At 23.3% G+C, this 17,665-nt stretch carries 12 protein-coding genes and 4 tRNA genes; 1 reads left to right on the forward strand and 15 read right to left on the reverse strand.

Features of this window, described 5'->3' with window-relative positions; translation table 11 throughout:
- Positions 1-68: 68 nt before the first annotated feature.
- The 12 genes from rpoC to RJX39_RS00205 all read right to left on the reverse strand — a co-directional run bounded on the left by rpoC (position 69) and on the right by RJX39_RS00205 (position 12,157).
- The gene (gene rpoC / locus RJX39_RS00150; RefSeq protein ID WP_343192635.1) at positions 69-4,307 is read right to left on the reverse strand and encodes a DNA-directed RNA polymerase subunit beta'; all 4,239 of its coding nucleotides are present in this window, start codon (positions 4,305-4,307) and stop codon (positions 69-71) included.
- Positions 4,308-4,375: 68 nt separating this feature from the next.
- Positions 4,376-8,401 carry a DNA-directed RNA polymerase subunit beta gene (gene rpoB / locus RJX39_RS00155; protein WP_343192636.1) on the reverse strand — a complete coding sequence of 1,342 codons (4,026 nt, stop codon included), beginning with the start codon at positions 8,399-8,401 and terminating at the stop codon, positions 4,376-4,378.
- A gap of 185 nt (positions 8,402-8,586) precedes the next feature.
- Positions 8,587-8,958: a 50S ribosomal protein L7/L12 gene (gene rplL, locus RJX39_RS00160; protein ID WP_343192637.1), complete on the reverse strand. Its 372-nt coding sequence runs from the start codon at positions 8,956-8,958 to the stop codon at positions 8,587-8,589.
- A 56-nt stretch (positions 8,959-9,014) separates the two neighbouring features.
- Positions 9,015-9,506 (reverse strand): 50S ribosomal protein L10, encoded by a 492-nt coding sequence (gene rplJ / locus RJX39_RS00165; RefSeq protein ID WP_343192638.1) that lies wholly within the window; start codon positions 9,504-9,506, stop codon positions 9,015-9,017.
- A 113-nt stretch (positions 9,507-9,619) separates the two neighbouring features.
- Positions 9,620-10,312: a 50S ribosomal protein L1 gene (gene rplA, locus RJX39_RS00170; protein ID WP_343192639.1), complete on the reverse strand. Its 693-nt coding sequence runs from the start codon at positions 10,310-10,312 to the stop codon at positions 9,620-9,622.
- On the reverse strand, positions 10,313-10,741 hold the full coding sequence (gene rplK / locus RJX39_RS00175; RefSeq protein ID WP_343192640.1) for a 50S ribosomal protein L11: 429 nt from the start codon (positions 10,739-10,741) through the stop codon (positions 10,313-10,315). It abuts the gene before it with no gap.
- A 27-nt stretch (positions 10,742-10,768) separates the two neighbouring features.
- Positions 10,769-11,305, reverse strand: a complete 537-nt coding sequence (nusG, locus tag RJX39_RS00180) for a transcription termination/antitermination protein NusG (protein ID WP_343192641.1) — start codon at positions 11,303-11,305, stop codon at positions 10,769-10,771.
- 2 nt (positions 11,306-11,307) lie between these two features.
- Positions 11,308-11,688, reverse strand: a complete 381-nt coding sequence (secE, locus tag RJX39_RS00185; protein ID WP_343192642.1) for a preprotein translocase subunit SecE — start codon at positions 11,686-11,688, stop codon at positions 11,308-11,310.
- 108 nt (positions 11,689-11,796) lie between these two features.
- Positions 11,797-11,868, reverse strand: a tRNA-Thr gene (locus RJX39_RS00190).
- A 12-nt stretch (positions 11,869-11,880) separates the two neighbouring features.
- A tRNA-Gly gene (locus RJX39_RS00195) sits at positions 11,881-11,953 on the reverse strand.
- An 18-nt stretch (positions 11,954-11,971) separates the two neighbouring features.
- Positions 11,972-12,053, reverse strand: a tRNA-Tyr gene (locus RJX39_RS00200).
- Positions 12,054-12,084: 31 nt separating this feature from the next.
- Positions 12,085-12,157, reverse strand: a tRNA-Thr gene (locus RJX39_RS00205).
- Positions 12,158-12,561: 404 nt separating this feature from the next.
- On the opposite strand from RJX39_RS00205, the gene metF reads away from it, so the two are divergent.
- Positions 12,562-13,452 carry a methylenetetrahydrofolate reductase gene (metF, locus tag RJX39_RS00210; protein ID WP_343192643.1) on the forward strand — a complete coding sequence of 297 codons (891 nt, stop codon included), beginning with the start codon at positions 12,562-12,564 and terminating at the stop codon, positions 13,450-13,452.
- Positions 13,453-13,668: 216 nt separating this feature from the next.
- On the opposite strand, the gene rpoD is transcribed toward metF, so the two are convergent.
- The 3 genes from rpoD to rpsU all read right to left on the reverse strand — a co-directional run bounded on the left by rpoD (position 13,669) and on the right by rpsU (position 17,570).
- On the reverse strand, positions 13,669-15,513 hold the full coding sequence (rpoD, locus tag RJX39_RS00215; RefSeq protein WP_343192644.1) for an RNA polymerase sigma factor RpoD: 1,845 nt from the start codon (positions 15,511-15,513) through the stop codon (positions 13,669-13,671).
- An 84-nt stretch (positions 15,514-15,597) separates the two neighbouring features.
- Entirely contained in the window at positions 15,598-17,325 is a 1,728-nt protein-coding gene (gene dnaG / locus RJX39_RS00220) for a DNA primase (RefSeq protein ID WP_343192645.1), read from the reverse strand.
- A 29-nt stretch (positions 17,326-17,354) separates the two neighbouring features.
- Positions 17,355-17,570, reverse strand: coding sequence for a 30S ribosomal protein S21 (gene rpsU / locus RJX39_RS00225; RefSeq protein WP_343192646.1), 216 nt, complete (start codon positions 17,568-17,570; stop codon positions 17,355-17,357).
- Positions 17,571-17,665: the final 95 nt, after the last annotated feature.

The following is a 17,665-nucleotide window of genomic DNA, read 5'->3' on the forward strand; positions in this document are numbered from 1 at the left end:
TTTTTATGAGTATTTTTCATAATACATTGCAGCAATTTAATAAACTGCTGCTTATTTATATATAAAAATTATTGTTTATTGTAAATTTTTGTAAATATATTAGAATTTAATAATTGAGATAAATTAGCTGATGCTTCTTCTGCACTTATTTTTTTTGACTTTATTTTTTTTTCAAATATTATTTTTTTGTTTTTTTTGTTTTTTAAACGAACTTTATGATATTCATATCCAGTTCCTGAAGGAATTAATCTTCCTACAATAACATTTTCTTTTAATCCTCTCAAATTATCTTTTTTTCCTGCAATAGCTGATTCTGTTAAAACTCTTGTAGTTTCTTGAAAAGAAGCTGCTGATATAAAAGATTCAGTTGCTAATGATGCTTTAGTAATTCCTAATAGTTCTCTTTGGAAAGTTACTTTTATCTTTTTAAGAGAAGATAATTTGTTATTATATGATTTTATTTTAGAGTACTCTACTTGTTCACCTTCTAAAAAATCAGATTCTCCAGAATTTATGATAATCGCTTTTCTTAACATTTGTCTGACTATTACTTCAATATGTTTATCATTTATTTTAACTCCTTGTAAACGATAAACTTCTTGAACTTCATTTATTATATATTTTGTAACTTCTTGCACACCTCTTAATCTTAATATATCATGTGGAGATTCAGGTCCGTCAGATATAACATCTCCTTTATTAATTTGTTCTCCTTCAAAAACATTTAATTGCCTCCATTTAGGAATCATTTCTTCATATGAGTTTTCATTATTTAATGAAGTTATTATTAATCTTCTTTTTCCTTTAGTTTCTTTACCAAAAGATATAACACCACTAATTTCAGATAAAATAGCTAATTCTTTTGGTTTTCTTGCTTCAAACAAATCTGCAACTCTTGGTAATCCTCCTGTTATATCTTTTGTACCACTAGATTCCTGAGGAATTCTAGCTAAAGTATCACCAGCATTAATATAAACATTATCATCTAATTGAATAATAGATTTTCCAGGTAAAAAATATTTAGCAGGCATATCAGTACCAGATATTAAAACATTTTCTCCGTAATTATTTATTATTTCAATAGCAGGTCTTAAATCTTTAGCTATAGTTGTTCTTTCTGATGTATCTAATACTATTATAGATGATAATCCTGTAAGCTCATCTGCTTGTTTTACAATACTTTGACCTTCTATCATATCAACAAATTTAACATAACCACTAACTTCTGTTATAACTGGCATAGTATGTGGATCCCAATTTGCTATAGTTTCCCCTGTTATTACTTGTTCTCCATCATTTTTATTTATCACAGATCCATAAGGTACTTTGTAACTTTCTTTAATTCTATAAACATCATCTAAAATTTGTATTTCTACATTTCTTGATGTAATAATAATTTTTCCTGAAGAATTTATAACAGATTTAGAATTATTTATTTTTATAGTACCTGTATTTTTTACTTGTATACTAGATTCTGTAGCAGCTCTGGATGCAGCTCCTCCGATATGAAACGTACGCATTGTAAGTTGAGTACCTGGCTCACCTATAGATTGAGCTGCTATAACACCTATTGCTTCTCCTTTTTTTACTAATTTTCCTCTAGCTAAATCTCTACCATAACATTGAGCACAAACACCAAAATTAGTTTCACAGTTTACTACAGATCTTACTTTTACCATATCTATAGAATTTTTATCTAAAATATCACAATATTTTTCATCCAATAAAGTATTTTTGTAAATCAATACTTTTTTTGTTTTTTTTTCTAGTATATCCTCCATAGTAACTCTACCTAAGACTCTTTCTCTTAATGGTTCTTTTACATCTCCTCCCTCTATTACAGGAGTCATTAATATTCCTTTATTTGTTTTACAATCATCTTCTGTTACGACTAAATCTTGTGCAACATCTACCAATCTTCTAGTTAGATATCCAGAGTTAGCTGTTTTCAACGCTGTATCTGCTAGTCCCTTTCTAGCTCCATGAGTAGAAATAAAATATTGCAAAACATTTAATCCTTCTCTGAAGTTTGCTGTTATTGGTGTTTCAATTATTGATCCATCTGGTTTTGCCATTAAACCTCTCATACCAGCTAATTGTCTAATTTGTGCTGCTGAACCTCTAGCTCCAGAGTCAGCCATCATAAATATGCTATTAAAAGAAGTTTGTTTTTTTTCTATATTTTTTCTATTTTTTACTTTTTCTATAGATATATTTTCCATCATCGCTTTAGCTACTTTTTCATTTGCTGACGTCCATATATCAATAACTTTATTGTATCTTTCATTATTAGTTACTAATCCAGATTGGAATTGTTCTTGTATTTCTGTGACTTCTTGTTCAGCTTCTAATATAATTTTTTGTTTTTTGTTAGGAATAATCATATCATCTATACCTACAGATGATCCTGATTTTGCAGCATAATTAAAACCTGTATACATTATATTATCTGCAAATTTAACAGTATATTTTAACCCCAATATTCTATAACACATATTAATCATTTGAGAAACACTTTTTTTACCTAAAGTTTTGTTAACAATTTTATATGGTAATCCTTTAGGAACTATTTTCCATAAAATTGCTCTACCTATAGTAGTTTTAACTAATTTTGTTTTTTTTATGTAATTTTTATTAATATTTAACTTATATTCATTAATTCTAACTTTAACTTTTGCATGTAATTCAGCTATATTAGAAAAATAAACTTTTTCAGCTTCCTCTGAGTTTCTTAAGATCATTCCTTCTCCCACAGCATTTATCTTTTTTCTAGTCATGTAATATAATCCTAATATCACATCTTGAGAAGGAACTATGATAGGTTCTCCATTAGCAGGAGATAAAATATTATTAGTAGACATCATTAAAGATTTAGCTTCTAATTGTGATTTTTTTGTTAATGGTATATGAACAGCCATTTGATCACCATCAAAATCTGCATTATAAGCAGCACATACTAGAGGATGTAATTGAATAGCTTTTCCTTCAATTAATATTGGTTCAAAAGCTTGTATTCCTAATCTATGTAAAGTAGGAGCTCTATTTAATAACACAGGATGATTAGAAATAACTTCTTCTAAAACATCCCATACTATGTTTTCTTCACGATCTACCATTCTTTTTGCTGATTTTATTGTAGTTGCTAATCCTTTGTTTTCTAGTTTTCCGAATATGAATGGTTTGAATAGTTCTAGCGCCATTTTTTTTGGTAAACCACATTGATTTAGTTTAAGATATGGACCGACTGTAATAACTGATCTTCCTGAATAATCAACTCTTTTTCCCAATAAATTTTGTCTAAATCTTCCTTGTTTTCCCTTAATCATATCAGCTAATGATTTTAAAGGTCTTTTGTTAGAACCTGTAATTGCTCTACCTCTTCTACCATTATCTAATAATGCGTCTACTGCTTCTTGTAACATTCTTTTTTCATTTCTAACTATTATGTCTGGAGCAGATAAATCTAAAAGTCTTTTTAATCTGTTGTTTCTGTTTATAACTCTTCTGTATAAATCATTTAAATCAGAAGTTGCAAATCTACCACCATCTAATGGAACTAATGGTCTTAAGTCTGGAGGTAATATAGGTAATACTGTTAAAATCATCCATTCTGGTTTATTTTCAGATTGTATAAATGATTCTAATATTTTAATTCTTTTTGTTATTTTCTTTTTTTTAGTTTCAGAATTAATATTATTTAATTCTTCTTTTAACATTTTGCATTCATTAACTAAATTAATATCTTTTAGTAATAATTGTATAGCTTCAGCACCCATTTTAGCATCAAACTCTTCTCCAAATTCTTCTAGAGCATCTAAATATTGTTCTTCAGTTAAAATTTGTTTTTTTTCTAAACTACTAGTATTTTCATCAATCACTACATAAGATTCAAAATATAAAATTCTTTCAATATCTCTTAAAGGCATATCTAATAATAAACCTATTCTTGACGGTAATGATTTCAAAAACCATATATGAGCTGTAGGAGAAGCTAATTCTATGTGACCCATTCTATCTCTTCTTACTTTAGTTTGTGTAACTTCAACACCACATTTTTCACATATGACTCCTCTATGTTTTAATCTTTTATATTTTCCACATAAACATTCATAATCTTTTATAGGGCCAAAAATACGAGAGCAAAAAAGACCATCTCTTTCGGGTTTAAATGTACGATAATTTATTGTTTCTGGTTTTTTTACTTCACCAAACGACCACGATCTAATCATATCCGGAGATGCTAAAGCTATTTTAATAGAATTAAATTCTTCAATTCTGTTATTTACCTTTACATTTGTTTTTTTCACATGTTTGTCCTGCTGTTAGAATGAAAAAATTTTAATATTTAATTTAATTGTGATAATAATTAAAGTCATCAATCTTCTAATTCTATATTTATGCCTAATGAACGAATTTCCTTCAAAAGAACATTAAATGATTCAGGCATTCCTGGCTCCATTCTGTGATTACCATCTACAATATTTTTATACATTTTAGTTCTTCCACTAACATCATCAGATTTTACAGTTAACATTTCTTGTAAAGAATAAGCAGCTCCGTAAGCTTCCAAAGCCCATACTTCCATTTCACCAAATCTTTGACCTCCGAATTGTGCTTTACCTCCTAATGGTTGTTGTGTTACTAAACTATAAGAACCAGTAGATCTAGCATGCATTTTATCATCAATTAAATGATTTAATTTTAACATATACATATAACCAACTGTTACTAATCTTTCAAAAGGTTCACCAGTTCTTCCATCGAATAATTTTATTTGACCTGATGTTGGTAAATTGCTAAGTTTTAATAATTTTTTTATTTCTTTTTCTTTAGCTCCATCAAACACTGGTGTAGAAATTGGAAGACCATCTTTTAAATTTTGAGCTAATTCATATATTTCTGTTTTTGAAAAATTATTCAAATTTACTTTTTGTCTGATATTGTCTCCTAAATCATATGCTTTTTGCATAAATTTTTTTAACTTGAAAAAGTTTTTTTGTTTTTTTAATATATGATTTATTTTATTACCAATTCCTTTTGCTGCCATACCTAGATGAGTTTCTAAAATTTGACCTATGTTCATTCTTGAAGGAACTCCTAAAGGATTTAAAACTATATCTACAGGTATTCCATTTTCATCATATGGCATATCTTCAACTGGATTTATTTTAGAAATAACACCTTTATTTCCATGACGTCCAGCCATTTTATCACCAGTTTGTATTTGACGTTTAACTGCCAAATAAACTTTAACTATTTTTAATATACCAGGAGACAAATCATCACCTTGAGTGATTTTGTTTTTTTTTATTTTTATTTTCTTTTCAAATATTTTTTTTAATTTGGAGTGTTTTCTTTGAAATTCTATTAATATTTTTTTATCTTTTTTATTATTTAACTTGTATTGCAATAGTTCTTTTTTACGAATATTATTAATTAATTTTTCATTTATATTAAGTGATATTAAAAAATTTTTAATATTATAAAATATAACTTCTTCTAAAATTTTAAATTCTTCAAATAAATCTTTATCTATTTGTTTTAATTTCATATTTTCTATTTCTATAGTTCTTTTATCTTTTTTAACTCCTTCTCTAGTAAAAATTTGAACATCTATCACTGTACCATATACTCCATTAGGTACTCTTAAAGATGAATCTTTAACGTCTGATGCTTTTTCACCAAAAATAGCACGTAACAACTTTTCCTCTGGAGTAAGTTGTGTTTCACCTTTAGGTGTCACTTTGCCTACTAATATATCTCCACCTTTTATTTCTGCACCAATATAAACAATTCCAGATTCATCTAATTTTGATAAAGCATGTTCTCCTACATTTGGGATATCAGATGTAATTTCTTCTGCACCTAATTTAGTATCTCTTGAAATACATAATAATTCTTGAATATGTATAGTAGTAAATCTATCATCTTGAACTATTTTTTCTGAAATTAAAATAGAATCTTCAAAGTTATATCCATTCCATGGCATAAAAGCTACTCTCATGTTTTGTCCTAAAGCTAATTCTCCTAAATCAGTAGATGGTCCATCAGCTAAAACATCATTTTTTTTTATTTGATCATTTAATGATACACATGGTCTTTGATTAATACATGTATTTTGATTTGATCTAGTATATTTTGTCAGGTTGTATATATCTATTTCGAAATCTTCATTTTTTATTTCTTTTTTATCTACTTTAATAACAATTTTTGAAGAATCCATGAATTGTACAACACCACTTCTTTTTGCTATAACAGTTACTCCTGAATCTATAGCAACAGATCTTTCCATACCTGTACCAACTAAAGGTTTTTCTGATTTAATAGTAGGCACAGCTTGTCTTTGCATATTAGATCCCATTAAAGCACGATTAGCATCATCATGTTCTAAAAAAGGAATCAAGGAAGCTCCTACAGATACTATTTGTTGAGTAGAAACATCCATATAATTTACTAATTTTTTATGAAATAATCTAGATTCTCCTTTATGTCTACATATAACTAAATCTTCTAAAAAATGTCCATTTTTATTTATTTTTGTATTAGCCTGTGCAATAATATATTTATTTTCTTCTATTGCTGACAAATATTTTATATCATTACTAACTATACTATTAAAAACTTTTCTGTATGGTGTTTCTAGAAAACCATATTTATTTGTTTGAGCATATACAGATAATGAATTAATTAATCCAATATTAGGACCTTCAGGAGTTTCTATGGGACATACTCTTCCATAATGAGTTGGATGTACATCTCTTACTTCAAATCCAGCTCTTTCTCTAGTTAATCCACCTACACCTAATGCAGATATCCTTCTTTTATGTGTTATTTCTGCAAGTGGATTATTTTGATCCATAAACTGTGATAATTGACTTGAATTAAAAAATTCTTTTATAGAGGAAGAAATAGGTTTTGCATTTATCATATCTTGAGGAGTTAATGAATCTATATCTACAGAAGATAATTTTTCTTTAACAGCTCTTTCTACTCTTATCAGTCCTACTCTAAATTGATTTTCAGTCATTTCTCCAACTGATCTAATTCTTCTATTTCCTAAATGATCTATATCATCTATTTCTCCTTTGCCATTTCTTATGTTTATTAATTTTTTAATAACATTTATAATATCTTTGTTATTTAAAACACCTGATCCATATTTTGTATTTTTATTTAAAGAACTATTAAATTTCATTCTTCCTACAGGAGATAAATCATACTTTTCTACTGAAAAAAACAAATTATTAAATAAATTTTCCGATGCTTCTTTAGTTGGAGGTTCACCAGGACGCATCATTCTATAAATTTCAAATAATGAACCGATATAATCATTGGTTACATCTATTTTCAAAGTATCAGATATGTAAGATCCACAATCTATATCATTAGTAATAATTATTTCTATATTATTAATTTTTTTTTTCTTTATCTTTTTTATAATTTCTTGAGATATTTCTGTATTTGCTAAAAAAATACATTCTTTATTTTTTATGTCGAAATAATCTTTAGCAATAGTTTTACCAATTAAATATTCTATAGGTAATGTTATTTCTTTTATTTTATCTTTATATAAACGACGTATATTTTTAAAAGTGATCCTTCTTCCTTTTTTTATATATATTTTATTGTTTATTTTTAAATTAAAAGATAATATTTCACCTTTTAATGCATTATTAAACAATTTCATTTTTATATCATTTTTCTTTATAACAAAATTTATTTTTTTAAAAAAAATTCTTAAAATATCTTCTGTACTATATTTTAAAGATCTTAAAATAATACTAATTGGTAATTTTCTTCTTCTATCTATTCGGAAAAACAAGTTATCTTTTGAATCAAACTCAAAATCTAACCAAGATCCACGATATGGTATAATTCTAGCGTTATATAAAATTTTTCCTGAGGAATTATTTTTACCTTTATCACTATCAAAAAAAACACCAGGGCTTCTATGTAACTGAGAAACAACAACTCTTTCTGTACCGTTAATCATAAAAGTTCCATTTTTAGTCATTAAAGGTATTTCTCCCATATATACTTCTTGTTCTTTAGAATTTTTAATTATTTTTTTTGTAGTGTCTGATTCATATATAATTAATTTTAATTTTACACGAAGAGGTACAGAATAAGTTAATCCTCTAAGTTTGCATTCTTTTACATTGAATATTTTTTTTCCTAATGAATAACTTAAATATCTTAACTCAGAATTATTATTATAACTTTTAATAGGAAAAATAGATTTAAAAGCTGATTCTAAACCATTAGATTTTTTAGTGTCTTTTTTAATAAATTTTTCGAATGATTTTAACTGTATTGCAAGAAGATATGGTATATTTAAAACTTTAGGGGTTTTTCTGAAATCTTTACGAATTCTTTTTTTTTCTGTATATGAGTAATACATGAAAATTCCTTTAAAAACTTTTATTTGTTATAAAAATACAAATATAAATGTGTTTCTACAAAATAAAATAATTAATAAAAATATTTAAAATAATTTTAATAAAAATTTTTAAACTTATAAAAAAGCTGGTGATCAAAATATCACCAGCTATAAAATATATTCTATATTAATTGTGATAAAAAATTTTATTTAATTTCCACTTCAGCTCCAGATGATTCTAACAATTTTTTAAAAGATTCAGCTTCTTGTTTATTAATGCGTTCTTTTATATTTACAGGAGCTGATTCTACTAAATCTTTGGCTTCTTTTAATCCTAAACTAGTAGAACTGCGTACAGCTTTTATCACTGCTATTTTGTTGTTTCCAATATTCTTGAGAAACACATCAAATTCTGTTTTAGATTCTTCATTTTTCTTTTGACTGGAATTACCGTTATTGTTCAATAAATCTGTATATGATACTTTAAATTTTTTTTCCATGTCAGAAACTAAATCTACGATTTCCATAACCGACATTTTTGATATTGATTCTAAAATTTGTTCTTTGCTAATAGACATAATTATTATTCCTAAACTACATAAATATACTTATTTAATCAAAATAAAATATATAATTATTTTTTTATATTTTTGATAGCAAGTATTGTTAACATTAATTTGGTTATAGAAGATGTTTTTATAATTAATAAAAGTCTTGATAATGATTCATTATATGTTGGTATAGATGATAATTTATTTATTTCTTGTTTTTTAAAAAATTTACCCTCAAAACAAGCACCTTTTATTTTTATTTTATTATTTTTTTTTATAAAATTAGTTAAAATACGTGCTGCAGCTCCGGGGTGATCTAAAGAATAAGCAATTATAGTTGGACCAGATAAAATTTTTTGTAAACAAGAAAATTGTGTATTTTTTATTATTTTAGACAACAAAGTATTTTTTACTACTTTTATAAAAACTTTTTTTTTGTTAGATAACTTACGTATTTTTGTCATTTCGTTTGCAGTTATGTATGTTATATCTGCAATGACGGCTGAAGTTGCTAAATTAGATATTTTTGTAAATTTCTTAATGATATTTCTTTTTTCTTGAATTTTTAAAGGCATTCTTACAATCCTTTTTTATTCTTTTTGCATTTTAATATAATTTTATATAAAATATAGTTCAAATATATTGAATATTTTTTTAATATTTAATAACGAAATTATAAAATTTATTATTAAATCAAATTGGTAATATTAAAAGACAATCCCATAGTACTGGACATACTAACCTTTTTAATATATATTCCTTTGGAATTGTTTGGTTTATTTTTTTTAATCACATCTATAAATTTATAAAAATTTTCTTTTATTTTAAAATTTTCAAAAGAAATTTTGCCAATTGTGGAATGAATAATACCATTTTTATCATTTTTATATTTAATTTGTCCAGATATAATATTATTAATTGTTTTATTAATATCATTAGTTATGGTACCAAATTTTACATTAGGCATTAAATTTCTTGGTCCTAAAATAGGAGCAAATTTAATTAATTTTTTTATATATTCTTTTGTAGTAATTAATGTATCAAAATCAAAATTTTTTTTTTGTATTTTTTTTGTAATACTGTTAATACCAATAATGTGATCTTTTTTCATATATTTATACATTTTAACATCTGATTTTTGTGCGAAAACTGCTATTTTTGTTTTTTTATTTATGTTGTAAGGTAATATTATAATACCTTTTACATTTTGATCATTTTTTTTAGAGTCAATTCCTAAATTAATAGCAATATCAATACTTTCGTTAAATTTAACTAAAGACATTTTTTTTATGATGTCTATAACTTCTTCTAGATTATTATATCTTTTTTTTAGTGAACATTTTTTTTTTATTTTTTTTATTCTTTTTATTGTTTTCTTCATTTAATCCTCTATCGATATTCCCATAGATTTAGCTGTTCCTTCAATTGATTTTATAATCATATTTATATCATCAGTATTCATGTCAGTTTTTTTGATGTTTGCTATTTCCAATAATTTATTTTTTTTTATTTTTCCAACTATTTTTTCTTTGTTTTTTTTAGATCCAGATGTAACATTAGCTGCTTTTTTTAGTAGAATAGAAGCAGGAGGGGTTTTAGTAATAAATGTAAAAGTTTTATCAAAAAATACAGTAATTACTACAGGAATAGGTAAACCTTTTTCAATATTTTTTGTTTTTTCATTAAATTGTTTACAAAATTCCATAATATTTAATCCTTTTTGTCCTAAAGCTGGACCTATTGGAGGGCTGGGGTTTGCACTGCCAGCTTTTATTTGTAATTTAATATAAGATGTTATTTTTTTAGACATTATTTAAATATTTCCTTTTTTAAATATTTAATTTTTTTCTACATGAGAAAAATCTAATTCTACTGGAGTGGATCTTCCAAAGATAGATACTGATACTTTTAATCTGTTTTTTTCATAATCTATTTCTTCCACTATACCATTAAAATCTGAAAAAGGACCATGGTTAACTCTCACCATTTCCCCTGGTTCAAACAATCTTTTTGGTCTAGGTTTATTGCCTATTTTTTTTAGTTTATTTAAAATAATATTTATTTCTTTTGTACTTATAAATGATGGTTTATCTGATCTGCCTCCAACAAAGCCTAAAACTTTAGGAAGTTTTCTAATTGTGTGCCAAGTATAATTGTTCATTGTCATATTTATTAAAACATAACCTGGAAAAAATTTATATTTACTTTTTTTTCTTTGACCTTTTTTAATTTCTACCACTTCTTCTGAGGGAACTATTATATCACCAAAAAAAGATTCTAATTTTTTTTGTTTAATATGTTCTTTAATAGATTTAACTACTTTATTTTCAAATCCAGAAAAAGCTTGTATAACATACCATTTCTTTTGTAACATAATTATCCTCTGAACATAGTAATAGCAGATATCATTTTAAATGATATACTATCTAAAAACCATATTAACATTGATATAATAATTGTCACAATAAATATTGTAATAGTTATTTTAATAGTTTCTTGTACAGATGGCCATATAATTTTTTTTATTTCTTTTCTACAATCATCAAAAACTTTCAAAATATTTTTTTTATATATAAAATTTAATGTTATTATGGTAGACAAAATGATTGTTAAAATTATTGATGTTATTTTAATAATTATTATTTTTTTGTAATAAATATTAGATATGGTTATTATTGATAACAAAAATGAAAAAATTATTAATTTTAAAAAAAATATAGAATATTTTTTTAATTTTTTTTTTAAAATAAAATTCATGAAATAAACCTTAATTTACAAAAAAAAGATAATTATATTTAATAAAAAAGTTATTCATATGTTTTAATTTTATTATTTAAATTTTTAATAAATAACATTTTTTAATTTTGCTGATACCCAGATTTGAACTGGGGCTTAATCCTTACCGAGGATTTACTCTACCTGTTAAGTTATATCAGCTTTATTTTTTATAGCGGATAGTGGGAATTGAACCCACATCATTAACTTGGAAGGCTAATATAATAAACCTTTATACTATATCCGCTTTTTAATAATGTTATTTTGGTGGGAGAAGGATTCGAACCTTCGAAGTCTATGACGGCAAATTTACAGTCTGCTCCCTTTAACCACTCGGGAATCCCACCATATTTTTTTTTCATACATTATATATTATCATGCCGGCTACCGGAATCGAACTGGTGACCTACTGATTACAAGTCAGTTGCTCTACCTTCTGAGCTAAGCCGGCTTTATTTATTGTTTATATAATAATGATATATTTAATTTTATGCAATAAAAAGTTTTATATATATTGTTTATAAAAACATTAACAAAAATTATATATGTTTTGTTAAAAAATTTCAACATTATATCAAAATATTAATTTTTTTTTTTTACAAAATTAAATTAAAAAAAATGTGTACTCTTCAATAAAATATTAATATATTAAATTTATTAAAAAAAATAAAAATTTAAAAAAATATTTAATTTTTCTATTATATATATATTATATAAATAAATTAAATATATTTAATAATTAAATTATTATAAATTTTTTTTTATTTATTATTTATAATTTATGTATAAAAATAATAAAAAAATAAAATATAAAAATATTTAGAATATTAATAAAAATTATTAATTGGAGTAATAATGAAGTTTTCTTATTTACATTTAAAAGAAATAATAAATAAAAATTTATCGTCAATAAAAAATAAAATTAATATATCTTTTGAATTTTTTCCTACTAAAAACAAAAAAAAAAAAAAAATATTATATGAATCTATTAATGTACTAAAATATTTTAAACCTAAATTTTTATCTGTAACGTATGGGGCTAATAGTGGTGAGAAAGATTTAACATTTGAAACAGTAACAAGAATAAAAAAAAAAACTAAATTAAATGTTGCACCTCATATTACATGTATAGATTTAAAAAAACATGAAATAATAAATCTTTTGCAAAAATATTGGAAAAATGGAATAAAAAATATTATTGCTTTACGAGGTGATCTACCTGCTAAAAAAAATAATAATTCAATCATGTATGCTGTAGATTTAGTTAAAATAATAAAAGAAACAGCTGATTTTGACATTTCTGTTGCTGCTTACCCAGAAGTTCACCCTCAAGCAAAAAATAAAAATTTTGATTTGATTAATTTAAAAAAAAAAATAGATGCTGGAGCAAATAGAGCCATTACTCAATTTTTTTTTGATATAAAATCTTTTTTAAAATTTAGAGATAATTGTGTTTCTAACAATATAAATGTTGATATTATTCCTGGAATTTTACCTATATATAATTTTCAACAAGTAAAAAAATTTTCTAATATAACAAACGTTAAAATACCTAGTTGGATTTACAAAATTTTTAATAAATTAGATGAAAATGATAAATTTAGTTATGACATATTAAGTTCATATATAATCATTGATATGATTAAAATTCTTTCTTATGAAGGTGTTAAACATTTTCATTTTTATACTCTTAATAAACATAAAGTAATAAGTGTTATTTGTAAAAATTTTATAAACAAATATTAAAAATAATTATTTTTAATATTTATTGCTTATTTTAAATATTATTTAAATAATAAATCATTATATAATAATTAAATTATTAATTAAGAAAAAAATAATATTTAATTAAAATAAATACTTTTTTAAATAATGAAATTACATTTTATATAACTCATATAAATTAATTACAAAGCTTCTTATTAAAGAAGCTTTGTATAATTAATTTAAGATATATGTTATTCAATCATCTAAAAAACTTCTCAATATTTCAGATCTACTAGGATGTCTTAATTTTCTTAAAGCTTTTGCTTCTATTTGACGAATACGTTCTCTAGTAACATCAAATTGTTTACCTACTTCTTCTAGAGTATGATCAGTATTCATGTCAATACCAAATCTCATTTTTAGCACTTTGGCTTCTCTAGGTGTTAAACCAGATAAAATATTATGTGTTGCTGTTCTCAAACTATCATTTGTAGCTGATTCTAATGGTAATTCTAATGTAGTATCTTCTATGAAATCTCCTAAATGAGAATCTTCATCATCTCCAACAGGTGTTTCCATAGATATTGGTTCTTTAGCTATTTTAAGTACCTTTCTGATTTTGTCTTCAGGTATTAACATTTTTTCTGAAAGTTCCTCTGGAGTTGGTTCTCTTCCAATTTCTTGTAGAATTTTTCTTGAAATACGATTTAATTTGTTGATTGTTTCTATCATATGAACAGGTATTCTAATAGTTCTAGCTTGATCTGCAATAGATCTAGTAATAGCTTGTCTAATCCACCAAGTTGCATAAGTAGAAAATTTGTAACCTCTTCTATATTCAAATTTATCTACTGCTTTCATCAATCCAATATTACCTTCTTGTATTAAATCTAAAAATTGCAAACCTCTATTGGTATATTTTTTTGCTATAGATATTACTAATCTTAAATTTGCTTCAACCATTTCTTTTTTTGCTTTTTTGGCTTTTACTTCTCCTATATACATATTTTTATTTATTTTTTTTATTTCTTTAATGCTTAAACCAGTTTTTTCTTCTAGCTTTAATAATTTATTTATACTTAAATTTATTTTTTTGATTTTATCTGTATTTTTTGCACTTATTTTGTTAATTTTTTTATTAATTTCAAACCATTTTCCAAAATTTTTTTTAAAAAATACTTTGTAAAATTCTTTTTTTGATATATTAAATTTTTTTATACATATATCAATAATTTTTTTTTCTTCTTTTCTAATTTTTTTAATTAATATACGTATATAATTTGATAAATATTCAAATTGTTTAGGTGCTAATCTAAATTGCTTAAATATTACTGATAAATTTTTTATTTCATTTAAAGATTTTTTATGTTTTTTTTTTCTTAATTTTATTGTTTTTATGGTTATTTTATGTTGTTGTTTCAGCTCAAAAAACTTTTTTTTTGCTAATTCAGGATCTATTATGTGTTCATCGTCATCATTTTCTGTTATTTCCTTGCATATTTTTTTTTCTTTTTTTTCTTTTATATTTTTATACAAATTTATATTTTGTGTATTATTTTTAAATGTAGAAATATTTTTTATTTCATCAACATCTACAAAACCTGTAATTAATTCTGACAATCTAATATCTCCAGATTCAACACGGTTATATTGATTTAACAAATATGTAATAGATTTAGGAAATTGCGCTATAGAAGATTTAACTTTATTCATACCATCTTCTATTCTTTTAGCAATATCTATTTCTCCTTCTCTAGTCAACAATTCTACAGAACCCATTTCTCTCATGTACATTCTTACTGGATCAGTTGTTCTACCTATTTCTGATTCTACATTTGAAAATATTTGTATATTATCTTCATTTAAATGTTCATTTGAAACAATAGTATCATTTATATTTAAAACTAATTCATCTTTATTTGGTAATTCTTCAATAATTTTTACGCCCATATCTTTAACCATTTGAATAACATCTTTAATTTTATGAGAATTAATAATTTTATCGGGAAGATAATCATTTATTTCAGCATAAGTTAAATAACCTTTTTTTTGTCCATTTTTTACAAGTTTTTTTAATTGTGATTTAAATTGATTTTCCATAAAATAATATCCAAATGTATTGTTTATTAAATTTATTTTTTAAATTATTGGTATATATTTTAACATTAAAGTAACAAATTATATTTATATTATAAATAATTTTTTATTTAACAACCAAAGTTTTTGTTTTTCTTTTTTTTTTAAAACTCTATATTTTCCTATATTTATTAAATAATTTATTTTTTGTTCTAATTGAATATTATGAAGATTCTTTATTAAATCAATAAACATTTTCTTTATTTGATTTTTTTTTATCATATTATCCCATATTGCTAATTTTTTAATTATAAAATATAAATTATTTTTTCTATATAATTCAACCAATTGTGCTGTGTTCATATTTGGTTTTTTAAAACAAGTATTTAATAAATCTACAAAAATAGATATACCTGACAATTTAATTTTTTTAATATTATCTACTGATTCTATAAATTTTGATAAAAAAGGATTTTGAATTAACAAACTTATTAAAATACGCATTTTAGTAACTTTTATTTTTTGTATTTTTAAATTTTTTTTGTTTTTTATTAAAACAATTTTTAATTGTTTAATATCTGGGATTCCTACTTTATTAGCTAATTTTTTTAACAAAAAAATTTTTGTTATTTTACCAGGTATATTTTTTATAAAAGACAAAATAATTTTAGTAAAAATAGTCTTTTCATGTATTGAACTAAAACGCGTTTTCTGTGATGTTTTATAAAATAAAAAATCATATAATGATATAGCATTCATTATTCTGTATTCAAATTTTTTTTTTCCCTCTTTTCTAACTAAACTATCAGGATCTTCTTGTTTAGGTAAAAACATAAAACTTATATTTCTACCATCTTTTATATGGAATATTGTTTTTTTTAATGCTTCCCATGAAGCTTTTTTTCCTGCTAAATCTCCATCGTAACAATAAATTACGTGATTAGTATATTTAAAGATTAATTCAATTTGATATTTAGTAATATTTGTACCTAATGAAGAAACAACATAATTTATATTAAATTGATTAAGTGTTATTACATCTATATAACCTTCTACTAATATAATCTTTTTATATTTATTTTTTTTTATTTTATTTAATCCATATAATATTTTTTTTTTTTTAAATACAAAATGTTCAGGAGAATTAATATATTTAATTGCATATGTAAATATTGATCTACCACCAAAACCTATTGTTTTGTTAAATTCATCTTTAATAGGGAAAATAATTCTATTTTTAAAAAAATCATATTTGTTATTTTTTACATCGATATAAATTAATCCAGATTTTATTAAAATATTTTTATATTTTTTTTTATAATAAAATTTTTTTAGAATTTTATTTTCAGAATTTGCAAAACCTATTTCAAATGATTCTATTGTTTTACGATTAATACCTCTATTATTCAAATAATTATGAATATATTTATTATTAGACTCTTTTAATTGTTTTTGATAAAATTTTGATATTTTTTGTAATATTTTGTAATGTTTTTGTTGTGCATTTTTTTCTTTTTTGTAAGAATAGTCATAAGTTCCATATTTGTTTTCTAAACCACAAATAATTGATAATTTTTTAATACTATCTATAAAACTTATTTTTTCATAATTCATTAAAAAATCAATTACATTTCCATGTGAACCACAACCGAAACAATAATAAAATTGTTTTTCTTCATTAACTGTAAAAGAAGGAGTTTTTTCTTCATGGAAAGGACATATTGATTTATAATTTTTTCCTATTTTTTTTAAGTTAACGTAATTATTTATAATATCAATTATATTATTTTGAATAACAATATTGTTAATAAACTCGTTTGGTATTTTTCTTAACATAAAATATTTTTATTTAATATTTTTTAATATTAGTACAGACGAGTTCTTTTAGAGTTTTCTCTAAATAATTTCTTAGATAATCTTTTTATAGCTGACGCTTTAGCTCTCTTCCTTTCTGTAGTAGGTTTTTCATAAAATTCTCTTCTTCTTATTTCAGCTAATATACCAGCTTTTTCACAAGAACGCTTAAATCTACGTAATGCTACATCAAACGGCTCATTCTCTCTAACTTTAATAATAGGCATATGAATAATCTTATTTTGTTAAATATAAAAATATTATACTAAAAAAAATAACATTTATAAATACTATTTTTAAATATAGGTTAAATATTAGTATA

Origin of the sequence: Buchnera aphidicola (Taiwanaphis decaspermi), from assembly GCF_039405155.1 — a bacterium.
GTDB lineage: Bacteria > Pseudomonadota > Gammaproteobacteria > Enterobacterales > Enterobacteriaceae > Buchnera_M > Buchnera_M aphidicola_B.